The sequence below is a fragment of the Erythrobacter sp. EC-HK427 genome, assembly GCF_902498745.1.
In the GTDB taxonomy this organism is placed as follows: domain Bacteria; phylum Pseudomonadota; class Alphaproteobacteria; order Sphingomonadales; family Sphingomonadaceae; genus Alteraurantiacibacter.
Genome location: NZ_LR701479.1, coordinates 398,481 through 416,406, shown reverse-complemented (window position 1 = coordinate 416,406; position 17,926 = coordinate 398,481). Strand labels below are relative to the sequence as shown.

Below are 17,926 nucleotides of genomic sequence, written 5' to 3'. Positions count from 1 at the left end.
CAGAAGAAAAGCAGTCCTTCGACAGGCTCAGGACGAACGGGTGGTGGGCCCCGGCAAATACCCCCGCGCAATCCCGTAAGCGATCAACCGGTCGAGCCATGCGTCCTCTGTCGCCGGGCATTCCAGCCCCGTCACGCCGCGAAACTTCGCATCGTCAAACTCCGGCGAGCGGGTGAAATACGCGCCGAACGTCGCCAGCATCCGCCCGGCCAGCAGCCGCTCGGCGGGGGATAGCGCTTCCATGTCGTAATCCTCCGGCGCGACCACCGCCGGATCGGGGAAATGCGCCACGCGCTGCACCCCATGCGCCAGCGCCGCAGCTGGCAGGGCATCACGCGCGACGACGTGGAAATAGCCGCCCTGCGCCTGTTCAAACCTCTCCGCGAGCACGACGATTCCCGCCGCCACATGGTCGAGCGGCACCAGATCCAGCGTTGATCCAGGCACGCAGGGAAATTGCGTCACCTTGCCGCGCGCCATCAGGCGGAAGACATTGCAGAGCGAGGGGAAGTCGCGGATTTCGCCGCTCGCGCTGTCTCCCAGCACGATCGAGGGGCGGGCAATGGCGAAGGGCACGCCGCTTGCCGCGACGACCGCCTCGCCCTCCGCCTTGCTCGCTTCGTAACGATTGGTGAACGCCGTGCCTTCGGGCACCGGCCCCTCGGCAATCACCCCATCGCGCGCGCCGCAGACATAGGCTGTGCTGACATGGAGAAAGCCCGCGCCTGCTGCTGCGGCGAAGGCCAGCGCGTTGCGTGTGCCCTCCACATTCACTGCGCGCAGTTCTTCCTCGGGCGCGTCGAATTCAAGGCTGGCGGCGCAGTGGATCACCAGATCGAACGGTTCCGCCGCCAGCCCCATCAGCGGCTGCGTAACATCGCCCGCCAGCGCCCGCGCGCCGTCCACCAGCGCACCATCATTGCCGCGAATTTCCGGATTGCGCCGCACCAGTCCCGCGACCGCGTGCCCACGCGCTGCCAGCCGCGCGCATACTTCGCCGCCGATCAGCCCGGCGGCTCCCGTCACCAGCACCCGCATCAGCAGCAGGGCGCGTCAGATTTCGTGGGATTCGCGTCCGATTGGCCGAACGGCACCGCCGTGCCGCAGCCGGGGAACACGCCGTAATGATGCGCGAAATCGCCGATAAACTCGAAATGCTCCGCAAACCGCGTTTCCGCCAGCATCAGCCAGCTATTGCCGCAAACGGGGAAGATCCGCCCTTTCTCGATGGCATGATGCGCATCGAGGAGGAACATCCGTTCTTCGCCCGGCACGCTGCCCTTGTAGCGGACCGCCTGCCCGTAATCTTCGCATTGCGGTTCCAGCCCCGCCAGCTTGAACAGGCGATAGGTGGCGGAGACAAAGTTGATCCCGTCCAGCTTGGCGGCGATTTCCGCATCGTTGATGCCCATCGGCCGGTCGGTGACGAGGCGCGGATCGGCGAATCCGGCGGCCTTGGCGATCCGCTCAAAATCGCCCCAATAGAGCGCGCCCGACAGGCACTCGCCATGCAGCACGGGGTCGCTCAGCAGGTGTGCGGGCACGCGGCGGTCGGCATAGACGTCGGAGAAATACAGTTCCCCGCCGGGTTTCAGCAGCTTGTGGGCGGCGCGGAACACGGCTTCCTTGTCCGCCACCAGATTGATGACGCAGTTGGAGACGATGACGTCGAAGCTGCCCTCTTCCAGGCCAAGTTCGCCCAGCTTCTCGATATCGCCTTCGACGAATTGGACATTGGCAAAGCCGAAGCGTTCGGCGTGCCATTCCTGGTATTCGCGCGCGACGGCCAGCTGTTCGGGCGTCGCGTCCACACCCATCACGCTGCCATTCGGGCCGACCAGTTGCGCCAGCAGATAGGCATCCTGCCCGCTGCCCGATCCCAGATCGAGCACGCGGCACCCCTCCAGCGCCTGCGGCACCACCAGCCCGCAGCCGTAATAGCGGGCCTTCACCTCCTCATGCACGTTCTTCAGCGCCTTGCGCACCGCGTCTCCGGGCATTTCGAAGGTGCAGCAGGCATCGGTGCGCAGATCGGATGATCCCCCCAGCACCTTGCCGTAATAATTCTGGGAATTCTGGAGATTCATGAAACTGTTCGTCCCTTCACTGCGAATGTGCTGGCCATAGACAGGAAGCGTTTCGTTTCCCAGCAAGACTAAGTTACGTGGGGAACGACCATGGAATATACGCATGATGTTATCGTAATCGGCGGCGGTGCCGCGGGGCTGACCGCAGGCGGCGGCTGCGCGCTGTTCGGGCTGAAAGTGGCGCTGATTGAAGGCCACAAGATGGGCGGCGAGTGCCTCAATAATGGCTGCGTGCCGTCAAAGGCGCTGATCGCCAGCGCCCGCCGCGCTGCTGAAGCCCGCGAGGAGAAGCGCGCAGGGGTGCAGTTGGCCGCGCCGGTGATCGAATGGGGTGGGGTCCACGCCCATGTGCACAAGGCGATCGCCGATATCGCCCCGCATGATTCGGTCGAGACGTTTGAGGGGATGGGCTGCGAGGTCATTCAGGATTGGGCGAAGTTTACCGGGCGGCATTCGGTCGAAGTCGGCGGGCGCACGCTCACCGCGCCACGCATAGTGATCGCCACGGGCAGCGGGCCGTTTGTGCCGCCGATCCCCGGCATCGGTGATGTGCCTTATCTCACCAACGAGAATATCTTCGATCTGGCGGAGCAGCCCGAACAACTCGCCATTATCGGCGGCGGGGTGATCGGCATGGAAATGGCGCAGAGCTTCTGCCGCTTGGGCAGCCAAGTTACCGTGATCGAGCCGGGCACGCCGATGGGGCGGGACGATCCGGAATCGGTGGCGCTGGTGGTGGACCGGATGACGCGCGAGGGCGTGCGCTTTGTCAAAGGCAAGGCGGAAAAGGTCGCGCAAACGGCTGATGGCGGCGTGGTTGTTACCGTGGATGGCGGAGTAGAGATCGCCGGATCGCATCTGCTCGTCGCCGTGGGACGCTCCCCGCGCATCACCGATTACGGGCTGGAAGAGATTGGCGTCAAAACGGGCCGGGGCGGCATCATCGTGGACGAACGCCGCCGCACCAATCTGAAGCATATCTACGCTATCGGCGACTGCCGCGACGGGCCGCGCCTGACGCACGTTTCGGGCTATGAAGGCAGCCGCGTGGTGCTCGAAATCGCGCTCGGCCTGCCGAGCAAGGTCGATTACCGCGCGCTGCCCTGGTGCACCTATACCGAGCCCGAAGTCGCGCAGATCGGCCTGACCGAAGCGGAGGCGCGGGCGAAATATGGCGACGCGCTCACCGTGGTGAAGGAAGGCTTCGACCACAATGAACGCGCCATCGCTGAAGGGGATACCGAAGGGCATTTGAAAGTGATGCTGAAAGGCAAGTCGGTCGTCGGCGCGAGCATTTGTGGGCCGAATGCGGGGGAATTGCTGCTGCCGTTCAGCCAGATGATTACCGGCAAAGCGGGCACGTTCGATGTGGGCGGGGCGATCATCGCCTATCCCACCCGCTCGGAAATCACCAAGGCCGCCGCGTTCAAGGCGTGGGAGCCGACCGTGTTCGGCAAATGGCCCAAACGCTGGGTTGCTTTTCTGGCGAAAATCCGCCGGATGTTCTGATGGCTACCCGTTCCCTGTCCCGCAACGCGCCCGCTGGCGCATCCCCCTTCGCCGTGGCAGCGCAGCCCTTGGCGCGCGAGAAATTCGCCGATCCCTTCGTCACCGCCAAGGGAGAGCCGCGCGCCAGCGTCGCTTTGCGGCAGATGGAGACGCTGTGGTTCGCCACCGGCACGCTGTGCAATCTCGCCTGCGCCAATTGCTATATCGAGAGCAGCCCGACCAATGACGCGCTAGTATACCTTTCGGCTGACGAAGTTTCCCGTTTCCTTGACGAAGTGGATGCCGGGCCACCACGTTTGCGCCCCCGCGAAATCGGCTTCACCGGTGGCGAGCCGTTTATGAATCCGGACATCATTGCGATGGTCGAGGATGCTGTGAAGCGGGGCTTTGATGTGCTTGTCCTGAGCAATGCGTTGAAGCCGATGCGGCGGCACGAGGCGGCGCTGCTGCGGCTGCGCGAGGCCTATGGCGAGGCGCTGACGATCCGCGTGAGTATCGACCATTACACGCAAGCCTTTCACGAGGCAGAGCGCGGGCCGAACAGCTGGACGCCAATGCTGGAGGGCTTGCGCTGGCTCTCGGCAAACGGCTTCTCCATCGCCGCCGCCGGGCGCTCGCTCGCGGGCGAAACGCAGGAGCAGGCGCGGTTGGCCTATGGCGCTTTGTTCAAGCGAGAAGGGATCGCCATCGACACCGCGAACCCCGCGCAACTGGTGCTTTTTCCGGAGATGGACGCCAAGGCGGATGTGCCCGAAATCACCACCGCCTGCTGGGACATTCTCGGCACTTCGCCCGATGCGCAGATGTGCGCGAGCAGCCGCATGGTCGTCCACCGCAAGGGGGAGGACACCGCGCGCGTCGTCGCCTGCACGCTGCTGCCGTATGACCCGCAATTCGACATGGGCGGCACCGTGGCGGAGGCCGACCGCGAGGTGATGCTCAACCACCCGCATTGCGCGCGCTTCTGCGTGCTGGGCGGAGCAAGCTGCTCGGCGTAAGCCTATAATTTTGCTGGCCACTGCAACCATTGTGCGGCATCGGGCGTAGCTTATCTCATGATCCGCACATTCCTCACCGCCGCCGCGCTTGCGCTGCCTCTCGCCTTTCCGGCCACAGCCGCGGCGCAAACCGCGATTGACGGCACTTATACCGACCAGGGCGGCTACGTCGAAATCCGCGTTGCCCCCTGCGGCAATGCCCGCTGCGGCACGATCACGCGGATCATCCGCAACAAGCCGGGCGAAACCAATCGCGACCGGCACAATGATGACCCTGCCTTGCGGGATCGCCCGATCACCGGCATCCGCGTGCTCAGCAATCTGCGCTGGGACGATGGTGCGTGGCGCGGGCAGGTGTATAATCCCGAGGATGGCGGCACCTACCGCGCGGTCGTGCGTCCGGGCCGCAACGGCGCGCTCAGCGTGCAGGGCTGCGTGACGGTGCTCTGCCGGACGGTAACATGGCCGGCGCGCTAGCCACTATCCGCCCTTGACCGAATCCGGTGTGCAAGATAATGGCGCGCCCTCCATTGGTATTGCCCTGTCCTCTAATGGTAAGAGAGCGGACTCTGACTCCGTCAATCAAGGTTCGAGTCCTTGCGGGGCATCCATCCTTCCCAATATCGCCGCGGCACTCTAGGGCTTAGCTATTGCCTTTGAGGAGACCCGCGTGAGCGACGAATCATCCCAGAAAGACAGCGAATTGAAAGATCATCGCTTTTACCACGCGGACCGCGAAGCCAAGTTCGCCGATTCCATTCCGCAATCCACGCCGCAAACGCGGCACCCGGCATACAAGCTGGCCTTCCGCGACACCGATTTCCTGCTGCGCGAGGAATTGCGCCCCGTGCGCTTCCAGCTGGAGCTGCTGAAGCCCGAAATGCTGCTCGAAGAAGCTGGTGTCGGCTCGACGCTGGTGATGTACGGCTCGGCGCGCATTCCCTCGCCCGAAGAGGCGCAGGCGAAAATCGACGCGGCCAAAGACGGCAGCGAATACGACCAGAAAGTTGCCGCCAATCTCGCCGCCAAGGCCAAATATTACCAAGAGGCCTATCGCTTCGCCAAGATGGTGAGCGAAATGTCGATCATCGAGGAAGGGCAGCGGCAGTTTGTCGTGTGCTCGGGTGGCGGCCCGTCGATCATGGAAGCGGCCAATCGCGGCGCGAGCGATGCGGGGGCGGAAAGCATCGGCCTCAACATCATCCTGCCGCACGAGCAGGCGCCCAACCAGTATGTAACACCTTACCTGTCGCTCAACTTCCACTATTTCGCGCTGCGCAAAATGCACTTCCTGATGCGCGCCCGCGCGGTGGCGGTGTTCCCCGGCGGCTTCGGCACGTTTGACGAGTTTTTCGAACTGCTGACGCTGGTGCAGACGGGCAAGATGAAGCCCATTCCGGTTCTCCTCTATGGCAAGGATTTCTGGACGCGGGTGATCGATTTCGACGCGCTTGCGGAAGAAGGTACCATCTCGCCCAAGGATCTCGAACTCATTACCTGGTGCGAGACTGCCGAGGAAGGCTGGGCGGCGATTGCGGCGTTTTACGGGCTGTGAGGTGAGCTGCCCCTTCTGATTGCGATCCGATGTGCGAACTTTGGCCTGGTTCGAAACCTTCACCGCAAGCTGCGGTTGTAATGATGGTCCGGCATGGCCACCTCGTGGCCAGCTACCTGTCGCAATAGACGGTCACCGCATCCGCCATTCGGAGGCTCTTTCCTTCAGTTCCGCCACTTAGTTGCAGCCGCGCCAATCATGGCGCGCTGCACTCGCGTGAAGGGAAAGACATGACTATACAAAGGCGCATCACAATTTTTGTGATTTCGATCACCTATGTTGGGATGGCAATTGGTATATTCGTAAATCTTTATCCGTTCAATTGATCGGTTGTGGGTTGTTAATTCGACCTGCAATTCCCATTTAATTATCAGCTACCAGTCGCAATCGACGGTCCTGAGGGCCGATATTCGACCCTCCCTACTTTCTTTTTCGCCTCTTAGCCTGCGCATAAGCGATTGATACTGATCGCCTGCGTCAAAACGAGAGGATTTACCATGCAGAACTTTGGCAAGATCAAGAGCTATGACGGCAGCTCGGGCACCGGCTCAATCTCCCCTGAAGGCGGCGGCGACGCGCTTCGGTTCAAGAAGGCGGATCTGCAGCAGGAAGGCCAGACCCCGAAGGTCGATCAGCGCTTCAGCTATGAAACCAGCGAGGCTGATGGCGGCAAGAAGTTTGCCGTGAACCTGCAGCACCAGCAGGGCGAGAGCCAAGCGGAACAGGCCAGCAACCAGCAGGGCTGACCTCGACCGCAGGGGGCCGGGAGTTAACCGCTCCCGGCCTCTGCACTTCTCCGCTCCGTCACAAAAGGCCTTCCGCGATGCCGATGAACCAGTTTCTCTTCGATCACCAGCTTGCAGCCATCAAGGTCGACCGCTCGAGCTCTGCCGATGAACGCGCGCAGGCCGTGGAACTGTTAGGAGGGCGAGCGAAGCGGATTGCGGAGTGGCGTAAAGCGCGTGGGCTGTCCAATTTGGGCTGGCCGCATGACGAACGTGCGGCCCCGGACAAGGATGGCTGAGATGAGCGCCGTGCCAACCGCAGCAATTCCCGCCCAGCCTGGAACCGGCCAATGGGAAAGCGAAGGCGGTGCTCTGAAGCCAGGTATGCCAATCCCCGTTCCCGAAGCGATCCTGGCTGTCACCACAGTCCAATATCGCGTCGGGCCATATTCCTATTCCCGGCTTGAAGACGCAATGGCGCAGCTTGAGCGGCTGTCGCGGAAGTGACCGGATCTGGGTGCCACACCCTATTCCAGTATCACCGCACCGCCTGATGTCCCAGCGGGCCATTGCCTAGCCCGAAGCCCGGCGCGTGCATTAGCGCCTCGCGGACAAAGCGGCGGGCTTTGCTCACTGCTTCTTCCAGCAGCAAGCCGTGTGCGAGGTGGGTCGCAATCGCTGAGGAGAGCGTGCAGCCGGTGCCGTGGGTGTGTTTGGTGACGATGCGCGCTTCGCTCCACACTACATCTTCTACGCCCGGCCGGACCAGCCGGTCTTCCACCATCGGCCCGTCGGCATCGCCGCCTTTGGCGAGATAGGCCACGCCGCGTTCCGCCATCGCACTGGCGCCGCCCAGCGCCTCCAATTCGGGGACATTGGGCGTGGTGAGCGTCGCCAGCTCCATCAGCCATTCGAACACCTCGATTGTTGCCGCATCCGCCAGCACGCTGCCGCTGGTGGCGACCATCACGGGATCGAAGACGATGGGGCAGGGCAGGTCTTCCAGCCGGTCTGCCACGACTTCGGCGATGTCCGCGCTGCCGAGCATCCCGATTTTCACCGCATCGACGCCGATATCCTCCATGCAGGCATCCATCTGCGCGGCGACAAAATCGGGATCGCACGCCTCCACCGCGCGCACGCCGCGCGTGTTCTGCGCGGTGAGCGCGGTGATCGCGGTCATGGCATAGCCGCTGAGCATGGTGATGGTCTTGATATCCGCCTGAATCCCGGCGCCACCGGAGCTGTCCGATCCGGCGATCACGAGAATGCGGGGAGGGCGGAGATTGGTCATCCGTCTATATGTGATGGAGCGAGATCAAACCGCCCCCTGCACCGCGTTGCAAATGCTGTCGACCACGCGCTCGACCTGCTGCCCGTTATCGCCTTCGGCCATCACCCGGATCAGCGGTTCGGTGCCCGATTTGCGGATCACCAGCCGCCCGCTGCCCGCCAGTTCGGCCTCGGCGGAGGCAATCGCCTGCTGCACCTTGGCATCCGCCAGCGGATCGCCGTGTTCGAAGCGGACATTTTTGAGCAGTTGGGGGACGGGATCGAACAGGTGCAGCAGCTCGCTCGCGCGCTTGCCGGTGCGCACCATCGCGGCGAGCACTTGCATCGCGGCAATCGTCCCGTCGCCGGTGGTGGCATGATCGAGCAGGATCATGTGCCCCGATTGCTCGCCGCCGACATTGTAGCCGCCCGCCTTCATCGCTTCGAGCACGTAGCGGTCACCCACCTTGGCGCGCACCAGCTTGAGGCCTTCGCCGGCGAGGAACCGCTCCAACCCTAGATTGGACATGACGGTGGCGACGATCCCGTCGCCTTTCAGCAGGCCTTTCAGCTTCCAGCGGCTGCCGATGAGGCCCATGATCTGGTCGCCATCGACTTCCTGCCCCTTCTCGTCGATCACGATCAGCCGGTCGGCATCGCCGTCCAGCGCAATGCCGATATCCGCGCCTTCGGCCACCACGCGGGCCTTGATCGCGTCCAATGCGGTGGAGCCGACGCCGTCATTGATATTGGTGCCGTTGGGCGACACGCCCATGGCGATCACTTCCGCGCCCAGTTCCCAGATCGCGGTGGGAGTGACGTTGTAGGCTGCACCATTGGCGCAATCGACCACGATCTTCATCCCGTCCAACCGCAGATCGGACGGCAAAGCGCGCTTCACCGCGTGGATATAGCGCCCGCGCGCATCCTCGATCCGCCGCGCGCGGCCGATATGGTCGCCCTCGGCCAGCACGGGTTCTGCATCCATCGCCGCTTCGATTGCTTCCTCGTCCGCGTCGGACAGTTTGAAGCCGTCCGGCCCGAACAGCTTGATGCCGTTATCGCCATAGGCGTTGTGGCTGGCGGAGATCATCACGCCGATATCGGCGCGCATTTCGCGCGTCAGCAGCGCCACGGCGGGGGTGGGCAGCGGGCCGGTCATGATGCAGTCCATTCCCACGCTGGTGAAGCCTGCCACCAGTGCGTTTTCCATCATATAGCCCGACAGCCGCGTATCCTTGCCGATCACCACGCGGTGCTTGTGATCGCCGCGCAGGAAGTGGCGCCCTGCGGCCTGGCCGACTCGCATCGCGGTGGCGGCGTTCAGCTTGGTGCCGTTAGCGCGGCCCCTGATGCCGTCCGTGCCGAAATAGGTGCGTCCCATGTCTGTCCCTGATGGTTTTTGCTGCTGTGGCCCGTCTTTGCCGCGTCCAAGCCGACTTGTCACCTGCGAAGCGGGCGGGCAAAGGGGCGGGCGGAAATCTGCATGGCCTTGCAACCCTGCGCGGCTTCACGCGTTGGAGGGGCAAGACCGTAAATCCGAACACTCAGGAAGGACGAAACCCCATGGCTTTCACTCTTATGCCGCTGCCCTATGATGCCGAAGCGATTGCGCCTGCGATCACCGCGGAAACCTTCAGCTATCACCATGGCAAGCACCACCAGGCCTATGTCACCAAGACGAACGACGCGATTGCCGGCACCGATCATGCTGACAAGTCGCTGGAAGAGATTATCGCCGCCTCGCGCGGCACCAGTGCCGGGCTGTTCAACAACTCCGCGCAGGTATGGAACCACGGCTTCTTCTGGCACTCGCTGACCCCCACCAGCACCGGGCCGAGCGGCGATCTGGCCGACAAGATCGAGGAAAGTTTCGGCTCGCTCGAAGAGCTGAAGAGCCAGCTGAAGGCCAAGGGCGCGGGCCACTTTGCCAGCGGCTGGGTATGGCTGGTCGAGCAGGACGGCAAGCTCGCAGTCGTCGACACGCATGATGCCGACACCGCCGCCGATCAGGAAATGAACCCGCTGCTGGTGATCGATCTGTGGGAGCACGCCTATTATCTCGACCACCAGAACGCCCGCCCGAGCTATCTTGATGCGGTGGTTGATGGCCACTTAAATTGGGATTTTGCGGCCGACAATCTGGCGCGCGGCACAACTTGGGTTTACCCTGCCTAAGCCAGACCGCTTTTTGCGCGAAGGTAAGGCCCGCGTTGCCCACAACGGCGCGGGCCTTTCTTATGCGTGGTCGGTTTGGGCGCGATCAGTCTTGCGGTATGGCGACGGTAACGCCCCGGCCAGCAGCAACTTCGTCCAGCTCTTGCAGGATCGCGCGATGCGCGACGGGGTCGTCGACCGAGCGGTCGGGGATGTCGCCATCTTCTATCATGCTGGTTAAAGCAGCGCGCGCGCGGCCCACGCGGCTCTTGATCGTGCCCACCGCGCAGCCGCAGATATTGGCCGCTTCCTCGTAGGAGAAGCCGCCTGCACCCACCAGCAGCAGCGCCTCGCGCCGTTCGGCGGGCAAGGTCAGCAAGGCGCGGTGCAAATCGGACAGGTGGATCGGTTCTTCCTGCCCTGCCGGAGCGGTCAGGATGCGTTCCGCCACACCTTCATCATACTCACCGCGAAACCGGTTGCGGCGCATATCGGTAAGATAGGCGTTGCGCAGGATCACGAATGTCCATGCGCGCATTGATGTGCCGGGTTCGAACCGGTCTTGCGCGGCCCATGCTTTCAGCAGCGCTTCCTGCACCAGATCGTCCGCCATATCGGGGCGGCCGCACAGGCCGCGGGCGAAGGCGCGCAGATGCGGCACCACCTCGGTCAATTCGCGCTTGAAGGCACGCTTGTCCTCGGCACTGCGCTTGGGCAGTTGTCTCTCCGGCTGGTCGTTGCTCATTTGCCCTCGCCGCTATCCAGCTTGGAGAGCAGGTCTCTGAAGCTGTCGGGCAGGGGCTCTTCAACCACGCTGTCGTACAGACGCTTCAAACCGGCCGTCCATTGCGGTTCGTCCGGTCTGGCAGTGTGTGCCCTACCGGATGATCCTGTAACAGGCTGTTTGTGATCGGAAGATCCCATGGCGTCGTTAGCTTTTCTACCAAAGCCGCCGAGAGAGGGGATTGGACCGGATCCCGACGGTGCTTATGCGTTTGCAATACTGTGTGCAGGAGGAACGAAAAGGCTGGCCTACGGTTCCCCGCTTATTGTCGCGCCGCAGCGCGGCGGGGCTGGACAAGCGCGTTGCGGCGCGTAGGTGCCTGATCGGCGGGCTAAAGGAAAGGGCCATTTTGCAACAGCTGGGCGCGAAACGGAGCAGGACACGGCGCTGGCTGCTGCGCTGGCCACGCGCCTTGCCGCTGGCCATTTTCAGCCTGATTTCGCTTATCACGCTGGTCAGCATCTACGCCATCGAGCTTGGCCAGGCGCAGCGCGATATGACGCAGCTTTCCGCCCGCGCGACCGCCATCACCGCCGCGCTGGAACGCCGCGCCAATGCCAGCAGCGCCTATTTGCGCGCGGGCGCGGCGCTGCTGGCGACGATGGAGGATGTTCCGGCGGATGATTTCCGCCGCTTTGTTTCCGAGTTGCGGCTGGATGCCGATTATCGCGGGGCCGAGGGGATCGGCTGGGCGCCGGTCGTTCGCCCCGACGAGGTGGCGGAGTACAACGCCTTTGCCGCGCGGACGGGGCCGGTGCCCTTCACGCTGTATCCGCAGCCGCGCGGCGATGCGCCGTTTTCAGCGCCCGTCACCTATTTGCAGCCCGATACAGAGCGCAACCGGCGCGCGCTCGGATTCGATATGTATTCCGAACCGGTGCGCCGCGCGGCGATGGATGAAGCCTGGCGCACCTCCCGCCCAACCGCTTCGGAGAAAATCGTGCTGTTGCAGGAAGGCGGCGAAGAAGCGCCCGGTTTCCTGATCTATATGCCGGTCTTTGCCAGCAGCCCCGAAGGGCGTGTGCTCCGGGGCTTTATCTACAGCCCGTTCAACGCCGATGCCTTCCTGCAAAACGCGCTGGAGCTGGAGGATGCAGGCGCTTTCGGCGTGCGGCTGTATGATGGCAATCCCGGCGAAGCGACGCTGCTTGCCAGCACTTTGCTGGACGACGGGCCGGTGCTGCGCGAAGTGCGCCACACGGTGACGATCGCCAACAACCCATCGGTGCTGGTGCTGAGCGCGCGCGGGCAGACCGCGCTCACCGGGCTCAGCATGGTCACGCTGCTGTTCGGGCTGCTGGTGGCGATGCTGTTGATGCTGTTGCTGCGGATGCTGATCCAGCAGGCGCAGGAAGACGAGGCATCGCTGCAACGGTTCGAGGAGCAGGCCTCGATCCGCAACACGCTGACGCGCGAACTCAATCACCGGGTGAAGAACACGCTGGCCAATGTCCTTTCGATCATCGCGCTGACGAGGCGGCGCGCGACGAGTTTGGAGGAATTTGCCACCGGGCTCGACGGGCGCATCCGCGCGCTTTCGGCCACGCATGATTTGCTCACCCAGTCGGACTGGGGCGCGACGCCGCTCGGCGCGGTGGTGCGGGCCGAACTGCTCCCTTACACTTTTGGCGAAGACCAGAAGGTGGAAATGGCAGGGCCGGAGCTTGATCTGGCCCCCAATGATGCGCTCTCGCTCGGCCTTGCGGTGCACGAACTGGCGACCAATGCTGCGAAGTATGGCGCGCTCAGCACGCCCGAAGGCAAGGTCACTGTCACATGGCGCGCGCTGGCGGACAATCTGGTGCAGGTGGAATGGTGCGAGCGCGGCGGGCCGCCGGTTCCGCAAGAGCGCGGCCGGGGCTTCGGCACCGATCTGATCGAGCGGATCGTTGCGCATGAATTGCGCCATCCGGTCGAGCTCGATTTCGATCCTGCCGGCGTGCGCTGCGTGTTGCGCATTCCGGTGCGCCAGCGCGGCGAATTCGCGATCCGTGCGGGCAAGGCGAACACCCCGCAAAGCTGACCCGCTGGACGCGTGGCGCGGCGCGGATTAGACCGCCTGCGATATGGCGGCGAACCTTTCTATCTGGCGGATGCTATGCGTGTGCGCTGCCGCTCTGCTGGCGTCCTGCGCCCCTGTCGCAGAGCGCGGCCCGGTGATCCTCGCGCCCGCCAGTATGCAGGAAGCGATGGAGGCGCTGGCTGACGCATGGGAAGCGCAAGGCCATCCGCGCCCCGTTCTCAGCATCGCCGGTACGCCCGCGATAGCGCGGCAAGCGGCAGAGGGCGCGCCCGCCGACCTCATCGTTACCGCCGATAGCGAATGGATGGACTGGCTGGAGGAACGCGGGCACACCAGCCCTGCCAGCAGGCGGGTGGTGGCGGGGAACAGCCTCGTCTTCGTATGGAGCGATATGCATCTGGCCGTGCCGGGTCGCCCGACTGTTGCAGAAGTCGACTTCGCGCCACGCCACATCGCTATGGCCGATCCCGACACCGTTCCGGCGGGCCGCTACGCTCGCCGCGCTTTGGAATCTGCGGGGCTGTGGGACGGGATTAGTGGACGCATCGTACCGACCGAAGATGTGCGTGCCGCGCTCCGGCTGGTGGAGCGGGGGGAAGTCGATCTGGGCGTCGTCTATGCCAGCGATGTGCGTGCTGTCGCTTCGCTTCTGTCTGCACCGCTGCCGGGCGGTGAAAGCGTCACTGTACGCTATCCGGCGGCCTTGGCCGCAGCCTCTACCCATCCCGATGCGGCTGGGCTCCTCGACTTCCTTTCTGCGCCGGAGGGAGCCGTCATCTTGTGTGCGCATGGTTTCACCGCTCCCTCGGACGAAACGCTGTGCTGAGCGAAGCCGAATGGGCGGTGATCGCGCTCTCGCTGCGGGTCAGCCTCGTCGCCATGCTGGTGACTTTGCCGCTCGCCTACGCGCTGGCCTATCTGCTGGTACGGCGGCGCTTTCCGGGGCGCGTGCTGCTCGATGCGGCGGTGCATTTGCCGCTGGTTTTGCCGCCGGTGGTCACCGGCTGGCTGTTGCTGATCGTGTTCGGCCGCAATGGCGCTGTTGGGGGCTGGCTTTACGAGACATTTGGCGTGGCTCTGGTGTTTCACTGGAGCGGAGCGGCGCTCGCCGCGGCGGTGATGGCCCTGCCGCTGATGGTGCGCGCCATGCGGCTCAGCATCGAAGCGGTCGACCGCAGGCTGGTCGGCGCAGCGCGGACGCTGGGGGCAACACGCTGGCAGGCGTTTTGCACTGTTACGCTGCCGCTCACTGTGCCGGGGATCGCGGCGGGCGCGATGCTCGGCTTTGCCCGCTCCTTGGGCGAATTTGGTGCGACGATCACCTTTGCCGCCAATATCGAAGGGCAAACGCGCACGCTGCCACTGGCGATTTATTCCGGCCTGCAAGTGCCGGGCAACGAGGACGCAGTGGCGCGGCTGGCGGTGATGTCGATCATCCTGTCGATGGGCGCGCTGGTGCTGTCCGAATGGCTGGTGCGGCGCGCGCAGGGCAAGGATGCACACGTGCTATGACCCATCGCATCGATATCGACATCACCCTTGCGCCGGGCGGGCGCGAGATCGCCTGCCGCATTGCCTCTGATGCGAAGCTCACCGCGTTGGTCGGCCCGTCGGGGGCGGGCAAAACGAGCGTGCTCAATGCCGTTGCGGGGCTGGCCACGCCGCTTGCCGGACACATTCGTGTGGCGGGGACGACGCTGTTCGACGCGGCGGCGGGCGTGAACCTTCCGCCCGAACGCCGCCGGACGGGCTATGTCTTTCAGGATACCCGCCTGTTCCCGCATCATCGCGTTGCTGCCAATCTGGCCTATGGCACGCGCTTTGCCGCGCCGGAGGATCGCTGGATCGGTCAGGACGAGGTCGTTGCCTTGCTGGAGATCGGCGATCTGCTGGCGCGCTGGCCTGCCAATCTGTCGGGCGGCGAGGCGCGGAGAGTGGCGATTGGCCGCGCCTTGCTGAGCGCCCCGCGCTTCCTGTTGCTCGACGAGCCCTTTGCCGCGCTTGACCCGCTGCGCGCCGAGGCGCTGACCGGTTTGATCGAGCGTATTCGCGACGAATTGGACATCCCGATCCTGCTGGTGAGCCACTCGGCGGCGGAAGTTGCGCGGCTGGCGGGGCAGGTTGTGGAACTGCACCCGCATACGGCGCTTGCGTAATGCGCGGCGACTTGGCACCGCGCAATCCATGACCACGCCACCGGCAGAATCGCCGCAAGACACTCCGCTCTATGACCTGCTGATTATCGGCGGCGGGATCAACGGTTCGGGCATTGCCCGCGATGCTGCGGGGCGCGGGCTGAGCGTGATGCTGGTCGAGAAAGACGATCTGGCGCAGCACACCTCTTCATCCAGCACCAAGCTGGTGCATGGCGGTTTGCGCTATCTCGAACATTACGAATTCCGCCTGGTGCGCGAGAGCCTGATCGAGCGTGAGCGGCTGCTCGCTATGGCGCCGCATATCATCTGGCCGCTGCGCTTTGTGCTGCCGCATGATGCGGGGCTGCGGCCCAAATGGATGCTGCGGCTGGGTCTGTTCCTGTATGACAATCTGGGTGGTCGCAAGCTGCTGCCGCCGACCCGCTCGGTCAATCTGCGCGCCCCGCCGCACCGCGACGTGCTCGAAGCGCGGCTGACCAAGGGCTTCGAATATTCGGATTGCTGGGTGGAGGATGCGCGGCTGGTCGTGCTCAATTGCATGGACGCCAAGGAACGTGGCGCGCAGATCCGCCCGCGCACCAAATGCACCGGGTTGGAGCGCCATGCCGATCACTGGACAGCGACGCTGGAGAGTGCTGGCGGCGAGGAAAAAGTGCAGGCGCGCAAGGTGGTGAATGCGGCGGGGCCATGGGTCGATGTGGTGCTCGGCACGTCAGGGCGCGCGACGCCCGCCGACAATGTGCGGCTAGTGAAAGGCAGCCACCTCGTCTTCCCGCGCCTTTACGAAGGCGAGCACGCCTTCATCTTCCAGAACAGCGACAACCGCATCATCTTCGCCATTCCCTACGAGCGCGATTACACGCTGGTTGGCACGACCGATGTCGGCTTTGAAGGCGACCCGGCGGGCATCACGATTTCCGACGAGGAAGCGCGCTATATCTGCGATGCGATCAACGAATATCTGGCGGTGGATGTGACGCCCGATCAGGCGGCGTGGAGCTATTCGGGCGTGCGCCCGCTCTATGACGACAAGTCTGCCGACAATTCGACCGTCACCCGCGACTATGTCTTCGCGCTGGACGAGGATGGCGGCGCGCCGATCCTGTCGATCTTCGGCGGCAAGATTACGACCTATCGCAAGCTGGCCGAACACGCGCTGGAGAAGATGGGTCTGTCAGGCGGTGACAGTTGGACTGCCAGCCGTCCGCTACCCGGCGGCGATATCGATCCGGCGCATTTCGATACCTTCGTGGGTGATATGTGCGCGGCCTTCCCGTGGTTCCCCGAGGCGGGCGTGCTGCGGCTGGCGCGGGCTTATGGCACGCGCATGGATCGCATTCTGGGCAAAGCGCAAGGTTTGAACGATCTCGGCCAGCATATGGGCGGCGATCTGTATGCGGCAGAGCTGGACTATCTGGTGGCCGAAGAGTTTGTGCGCAGTCCCGATGATGTCCTCTGGCGGCGCAGCAAGCTGGGCCTGCATCTTGATGTCGCCGCGCAGCAGCGCGTGCGCGACTGGTTCGCCAGCCGCTAAACTGCCTTCAGGTAAGCCGTGCGAAATTGGCCGCGCCGGGCGAGGGCGTGCGGACTGCCGCGTCGGGTTGGCGGCCGGGGCCGAGCAGGCTCTCGAACCGCTTCGCCAGCGCGGCGATGGGCGCTTCTTCCAGCCGGTAATAGACGAGCTTTGCCTGCTTGCGGGTGTCCACCAGCCCCGCCTTGCGCAGCACGCCCAATTGCTGGGAGAGCGCGGGCTGGGTGATCTGTGCCGCTTCCTCGATCTCGCCAACATTGCGCTCACCGTCGCGCAGCACTTCCAGAATGCGCAGGCGCAGGGGGTGGGCGAGGGCTTTCAGTTCTTCGATCACGTCGTCGCTCATTTCGCGCCTTTCCGCGGCATTTCGCGCAGGAACCATGCGGTTTCGCTGTCGGCGGCAAACACATCGTCGAGATCGTGCGAGGGCGATTGCAGCAGCGCATCGCCTGCTTGCCAATTGGCCGGGGCCAGACCCGCTTGCGCATCAATCGCTTGCAAGGCGTCGAGCGTCCGCAGCATTTCGGGGATCGAGCGCCCGACATTCGCGGGATAGCACGTCATCGCGCGGATCACCCCTGCGGGATCGATAAAGAAGGTGGTGCGCACGGTCGCGCTGTCATTGTCTTGCGGGGCGACCATGCCGAAAGCGCGCCCGATCACCAGCGTCGGGTCTTCCACGATAGGGAAGCGCACTTCGATATCGAACCGCTGCTTGATCAGCCGCAGCCAAGCGAAATGCGAAAACAGGCTGTCGACCGAGAGCGCCATCAACCCGCAGTCGCGCGCTTCGAAGCTGTGTGCTTCGCGGGCCAGCGCGACAAATTCGGTGGTGCAGACCGGCGTGAAATCGGCGGGGTGCGAAAACAGGATTAGCCAGCGCCCGCGATAGGCCGACAGCTTGACCGGCCCCATCGTGCTGCGCGCCTCGAAATCGGGCAGGGCGTCACCAATGCGCAATCCGGCGCAGGGTGCAGGCGAACAGGGTGGCGTGTCTTCCATATGGCCAATCATAGCACTTGACTCTGCAATTGCAATACATATACACACTTTATGTAAGTTAATTGGAGATATCACATGATTGAAGGTGATTCTATGCTCGAAGCCGCGTCGCAGCAGGTTGCGCGCG

The 17,926-nt window shown here is 63.9% G+C and carries 21 protein-coding genes and 1 tRNA gene; 14 read left to right on the top strand and 8 right to left on the bottom strand.

Going from position 1 to position 17,926, the window contains the following annotated elements; all coding sequences use genetic code 11:
• Positions 1 to 27: 27 nt before the first annotated feature.
• Both GC121_RS02065 and GC121_RS02060 read right to left on the bottom strand, forming a co-directional pair.
• Complete coding sequence (locus GC121_RS02065; protein ID WP_234421072.1) at positions 28 to 1,026, bottom strand: SDR family oxidoreductase; 999 nt, start codon at positions 1,024 to 1,026, stop codon at positions 28 to 30.
• An 11-nt stretch (positions 1,027 to 1,037) separates the two neighbouring features.
• Positions 1,038 to 2,087: a methyltransferase domain-containing protein gene (locus GC121_RS02060; protein WP_151972523.1), complete on the bottom strand. Its 1,050-nt coding sequence runs from the start codon at positions 2,085 to 2,087 to the stop codon at positions 1,038 to 1,040.
• 90 nt (positions 2,088 to 2,177) lie between these two features.
• Between GC121_RS02060 and GC121_RS02055 the strand changes: the two genes are divergently transcribed.
• The 8 genes from GC121_RS02055 (at position 2,178) to GC121_RS02020 (ending at position 7,381) form a co-directional block, all read left to right on the top strand.
• The gene (locus GC121_RS02055) at positions 2,178 to 3,596 is read left to right on the top strand and encodes an NAD(P)/FAD-dependent oxidoreductase (RefSeq protein WP_151972522.1); all 1,419 of its coding nucleotides are present in this window, start codon (positions 2,178 to 2,180) and stop codon (positions 3,594 to 3,596) included.
• Positions 3,596 to 4,594 (top strand): radical SAM protein, encoded by a 999-nt coding sequence (locus tag GC121_RS02050; RefSeq protein WP_151972521.1) that lies wholly within the window; start codon positions 3,596 to 3,598, stop codon positions 4,592 to 4,594. Before GC121_RS02055 ends, GC121_RS02050 begins: the two co-directional genes overlap by 1 nt.
• Positions 4,595 to 4,651: 57 nt before the next feature.
• Positions 4,652 to 5,071: a DUF2147 domain-containing protein gene (locus GC121_RS02045; protein ID WP_151972520.1), complete on the top strand. Its 420-nt coding sequence runs from the start codon at positions 4,652 to 4,654 to the stop codon at positions 5,069 to 5,071.
• A 60-nt stretch (positions 5,072 to 5,131) separates the two neighbouring features.
• A tRNA-Gln gene (locus GC121_RS02040) sits at positions 5,132 to 5,205 on the top strand.
• A gap of 59 nt (positions 5,206 to 5,264) precedes the next feature.
• Positions 5,265 to 6,149 (top strand): TIGR00730 family Rossman fold protein, encoded by an 885-nt coding sequence (locus tag GC121_RS02035; RefSeq protein WP_151972519.1) that lies wholly within the window; start codon positions 5,265 to 5,267, stop codon positions 6,147 to 6,149.
• Positions 6,150 to 6,646: 497 nt separating this feature from the next.
• Entirely contained in the window at positions 6,647 to 6,895 is a 249-nt protein-coding gene (locus GC121_RS02030; protein WP_151972518.1) for a cold-shock protein, read from the top strand.
• A gap of 83 nt (positions 6,896 to 6,978) precedes the next feature.
• Entirely contained in the window at positions 6,979 to 7,173 is a 195-nt protein-coding gene (locus GC121_RS02025; protein ID WP_151972517.1) for a hypothetical protein, read from the top strand.
• The gene (locus GC121_RS02020; protein WP_199857706.1) at positions 7,166 to 7,381 is read left to right on the top strand and encodes a hypothetical protein; all 216 of its coding nucleotides are present in this window, start codon (positions 7,166 to 7,168) and stop codon (positions 7,379 to 7,381) included. The genes GC121_RS02025 and GC121_RS02020 overlap by 8 nt, the downstream gene beginning before the upstream one ends.
• Before the next feature lie 31 nt (positions 7,382 to 7,412).
• Here GC121_RS02020 and thiD read toward each other — a convergent pair whose 3' ends face one another.
• The gene (thiD, locus tag GC121_RS02015; RefSeq protein ID WP_151972515.1) at positions 7,413 to 8,168 is read right to left on the bottom strand and encodes a bifunctional hydroxymethylpyrimidine kinase/phosphomethylpyrimidine kinase; all 756 of its coding nucleotides are present in this window, start codon (positions 8,166 to 8,168) and stop codon (positions 7,413 to 7,415) included.
• Positions 8,169 to 8,192: 24 nt separating this feature from the next.
• The gene (gene glmM / locus GC121_RS02010) at positions 8,193 to 9,530 is read right to left on the bottom strand and encodes a phosphoglucosamine mutase (RefSeq protein WP_151972514.1); all 1,338 of its coding nucleotides are present in this window, start codon (positions 9,528 to 9,530) and stop codon (positions 8,193 to 8,195) included.
• Positions 9,531 to 9,712: 182 nt separating this feature from the next.
• Here glmM and GC121_RS02005 point away from each other — a divergent pair, with 182 nt between their 5' ends.
• On the top strand, positions 9,713 to 10,324 hold the full coding sequence (locus GC121_RS02005) for a superoxide dismutase (RefSeq protein WP_151972513.1): 612 nt from the start codon (positions 9,713 to 9,715) through the stop codon (positions 10,322 to 10,324).
• 85 nt (positions 10,325 to 10,409) lie between these two features.
• Here GC121_RS02005 and GC121_RS02000 read toward each other — a convergent pair whose 3' ends face one another.
• Entirely contained in the window at positions 10,410 to 11,048 is a 639-nt protein-coding gene (locus GC121_RS02000) for a sigma-70 family RNA polymerase sigma factor (protein WP_151972512.1), read from the bottom strand.
• A complete protein-coding gene (locus tag GC121_RS15760; protein ID WP_151972511.1) occupies positions 11,045 to 11,227 on the bottom strand; it encodes a NepR family anti-sigma factor in 183 nt (60 codons plus the stop codon). The genes GC121_RS02000 and GC121_RS15760 overlap by 4 nt, the downstream gene beginning before the upstream one ends.
• 272 nt (positions 11,228 to 11,499) lie before the next feature.
• Here GC121_RS15760 and GC121_RS01990 point away from each other — a divergent pair, with 272 nt between their 5' ends.
• The 5 genes from GC121_RS01990 to glpD all read left to right on the top strand — a co-directional run bounded on the left by GC121_RS01990 (position 11,500) and on the right by glpD (position 16,800).
• A complete protein-coding gene (locus GC121_RS01990; RefSeq protein ID WP_151975545.1) occupies positions 11,500 to 13,110 on the top strand; it encodes a CHASE domain-containing protein in 1,611 nt (536 codons plus the stop codon).
• 79 nt (positions 13,111 to 13,189) lie between these two features.
• On the top strand, positions 13,190 to 13,936 hold the full coding sequence (gene modA, locus GC121_RS01985) for a molybdate ABC transporter substrate-binding protein (RefSeq protein ID WP_199857705.1): 747 nt from the start codon (positions 13,190 to 13,192) through the stop codon (positions 13,934 to 13,936).
• Positions 13,930 to 14,622 (top strand): molybdate ABC transporter permease subunit, encoded by a 693-nt coding sequence (gene modB, locus GC121_RS01980; protein ID WP_151972509.1) that lies wholly within the window; start codon positions 13,930 to 13,932, stop codon positions 14,620 to 14,622. The genes modA and modB overlap by 7 nt, the downstream gene beginning before the upstream one ends.
• Positions 14,619 to 15,266: an ATP-binding cassette domain-containing protein gene (locus GC121_RS01975; protein WP_151972508.1), complete on the top strand. Its 648-nt coding sequence runs from the start codon at positions 14,619 to 14,621 to the stop codon at positions 15,264 to 15,266. Before modB ends, GC121_RS01975 begins: the two co-directional genes overlap by 4 nt.
• Positions 15,267 to 15,294: 28 nt before the next feature.
• Complete coding sequence (gene glpD / locus GC121_RS01970; RefSeq protein WP_151972507.1) at positions 15,295 to 16,800, top strand: glycerol-3-phosphate dehydrogenase; 1,506 nt, start codon at positions 15,295 to 15,297, stop codon at positions 16,798 to 16,800.
• 7 nt (positions 16,801 to 16,807) lie between these two features.
• Here the strand turns inward: glpD and GC121_RS01965 are convergent, their stop codons facing one another.
• Entirely contained in the window at positions 16,808 to 17,143 is a 336-nt protein-coding gene (locus GC121_RS01965; protein WP_151972506.1) for a helix-turn-helix transcriptional regulator, read from the bottom strand.
• Positions 17,140 to 17,799, bottom strand: coding sequence for a peroxiredoxin (locus GC121_RS01960; RefSeq protein ID WP_151972505.1), 660 nt, complete (start codon positions 17,797 to 17,799; stop codon positions 17,140 to 17,142). The genes GC121_RS01965 and GC121_RS01960 overlap by 4 nt, the downstream gene beginning before the upstream one ends.
• Positions 17,800 to 17,926: the final 127 nt, after the last annotated feature.

Coding starts and splice junctions, on each gene's coding strand:
- thiD (WP_151972515.1), bottom strand. CDS start 8,168: ATGACCAATCTCCGCCCTCCCCGCATTCTCGTGATCGCCGGATCGGAC.
- GC121_RS01965 (WP_151972506.1), bottom strand. CDS start 17,143: ATGAGCGACGACGTGATCGAAGAACTGAAAGCCCTCGCCCACCCCCTG.
- GC121_RS02050 (WP_151972521.1), top strand. CDS start 3,596: ATGGCTACCCGTTCCCTGTCCCGCAACGCGCCCGCTGGCGCATCCCCC.
- GC121_RS02060 (WP_151972523.1), bottom strand. CDS start 2,087: ATGAATCTCCAGAATTCCCAGAATTATTACGGCAAGGTGCTGGGGGGA.
- GC121_RS15760 (WP_151972511.1), bottom strand. CDS start 11,227: ATGGGATCTTCCGATCACAAACAGCCTGTTACAGGATCATCCGGTAGG.
- glpD (WP_151972507.1), top strand. CDS start 15,295: ATGACCACGCCACCGGCAGAATCGCCGCAAGACACTCCGCTCTATGAC.
- GC121_RS02005 (WP_151972513.1), top strand. CDS start 9,713: ATGGCTTTCACTCTTATGCCGCTGCCCTATGATGCCGAAGCGATTGCG.
- GC121_RS02030 (WP_151972518.1), top strand. CDS start 6,647: ATGCAGAACTTTGGCAAGATCAAGAGCTATGACGGCAGCTCGGGCACC.
- GC121_RS01960 (WP_151972505.1), bottom strand. CDS start 17,799: ATGGAAGACACGCCACCCTGTTCGCCTGCACCCTGCGCCGGATTGCGC.
- GC121_RS02045 (WP_151972520.1), top strand. CDS start 4,652: ATGATCCGCACATTCCTCACCGCCGCCGCGCTTGCGCTGCCTCTCGCC.
- glmM (WP_151972514.1), bottom strand. CDS start 9,530: ATGGGACGCACCTATTTCGGCACGGACGGCATCAGGGGCCGCGCTAAC.
- GC121_RS02025 (WP_151972517.1), top strand. CDS start 6,979: ATGAACCAGTTTCTCTTCGATCACCAGCTTGCAGCCATCAAGGTCGAC.
- GC121_RS01975 (WP_151972508.1), top strand. CDS start 14,619: ATGACCCATCGCATCGATATCGACATCACCCTTGCGCCGGGCGGGCGC.
- GC121_RS02055 (WP_151972522.1), top strand. CDS start 2,178: ATGGAATATACGCATGATGTTATCGTAATCGGCGGCGGTGCCGCGGGG.
- GC121_RS02020 (WP_199857706.1), top strand. CDS start 7,166: ATGGCTGAGATGAGCGCCGTGCCAACCGCAGCAATTCCCGCCCAGCCT.
- GC121_RS02000 (WP_151972512.1), bottom strand. CDS start 11,048: ATGAGCAACGACCAGCCGGAGAGACAACTGCCCAAGCGCAGTGCCGAG.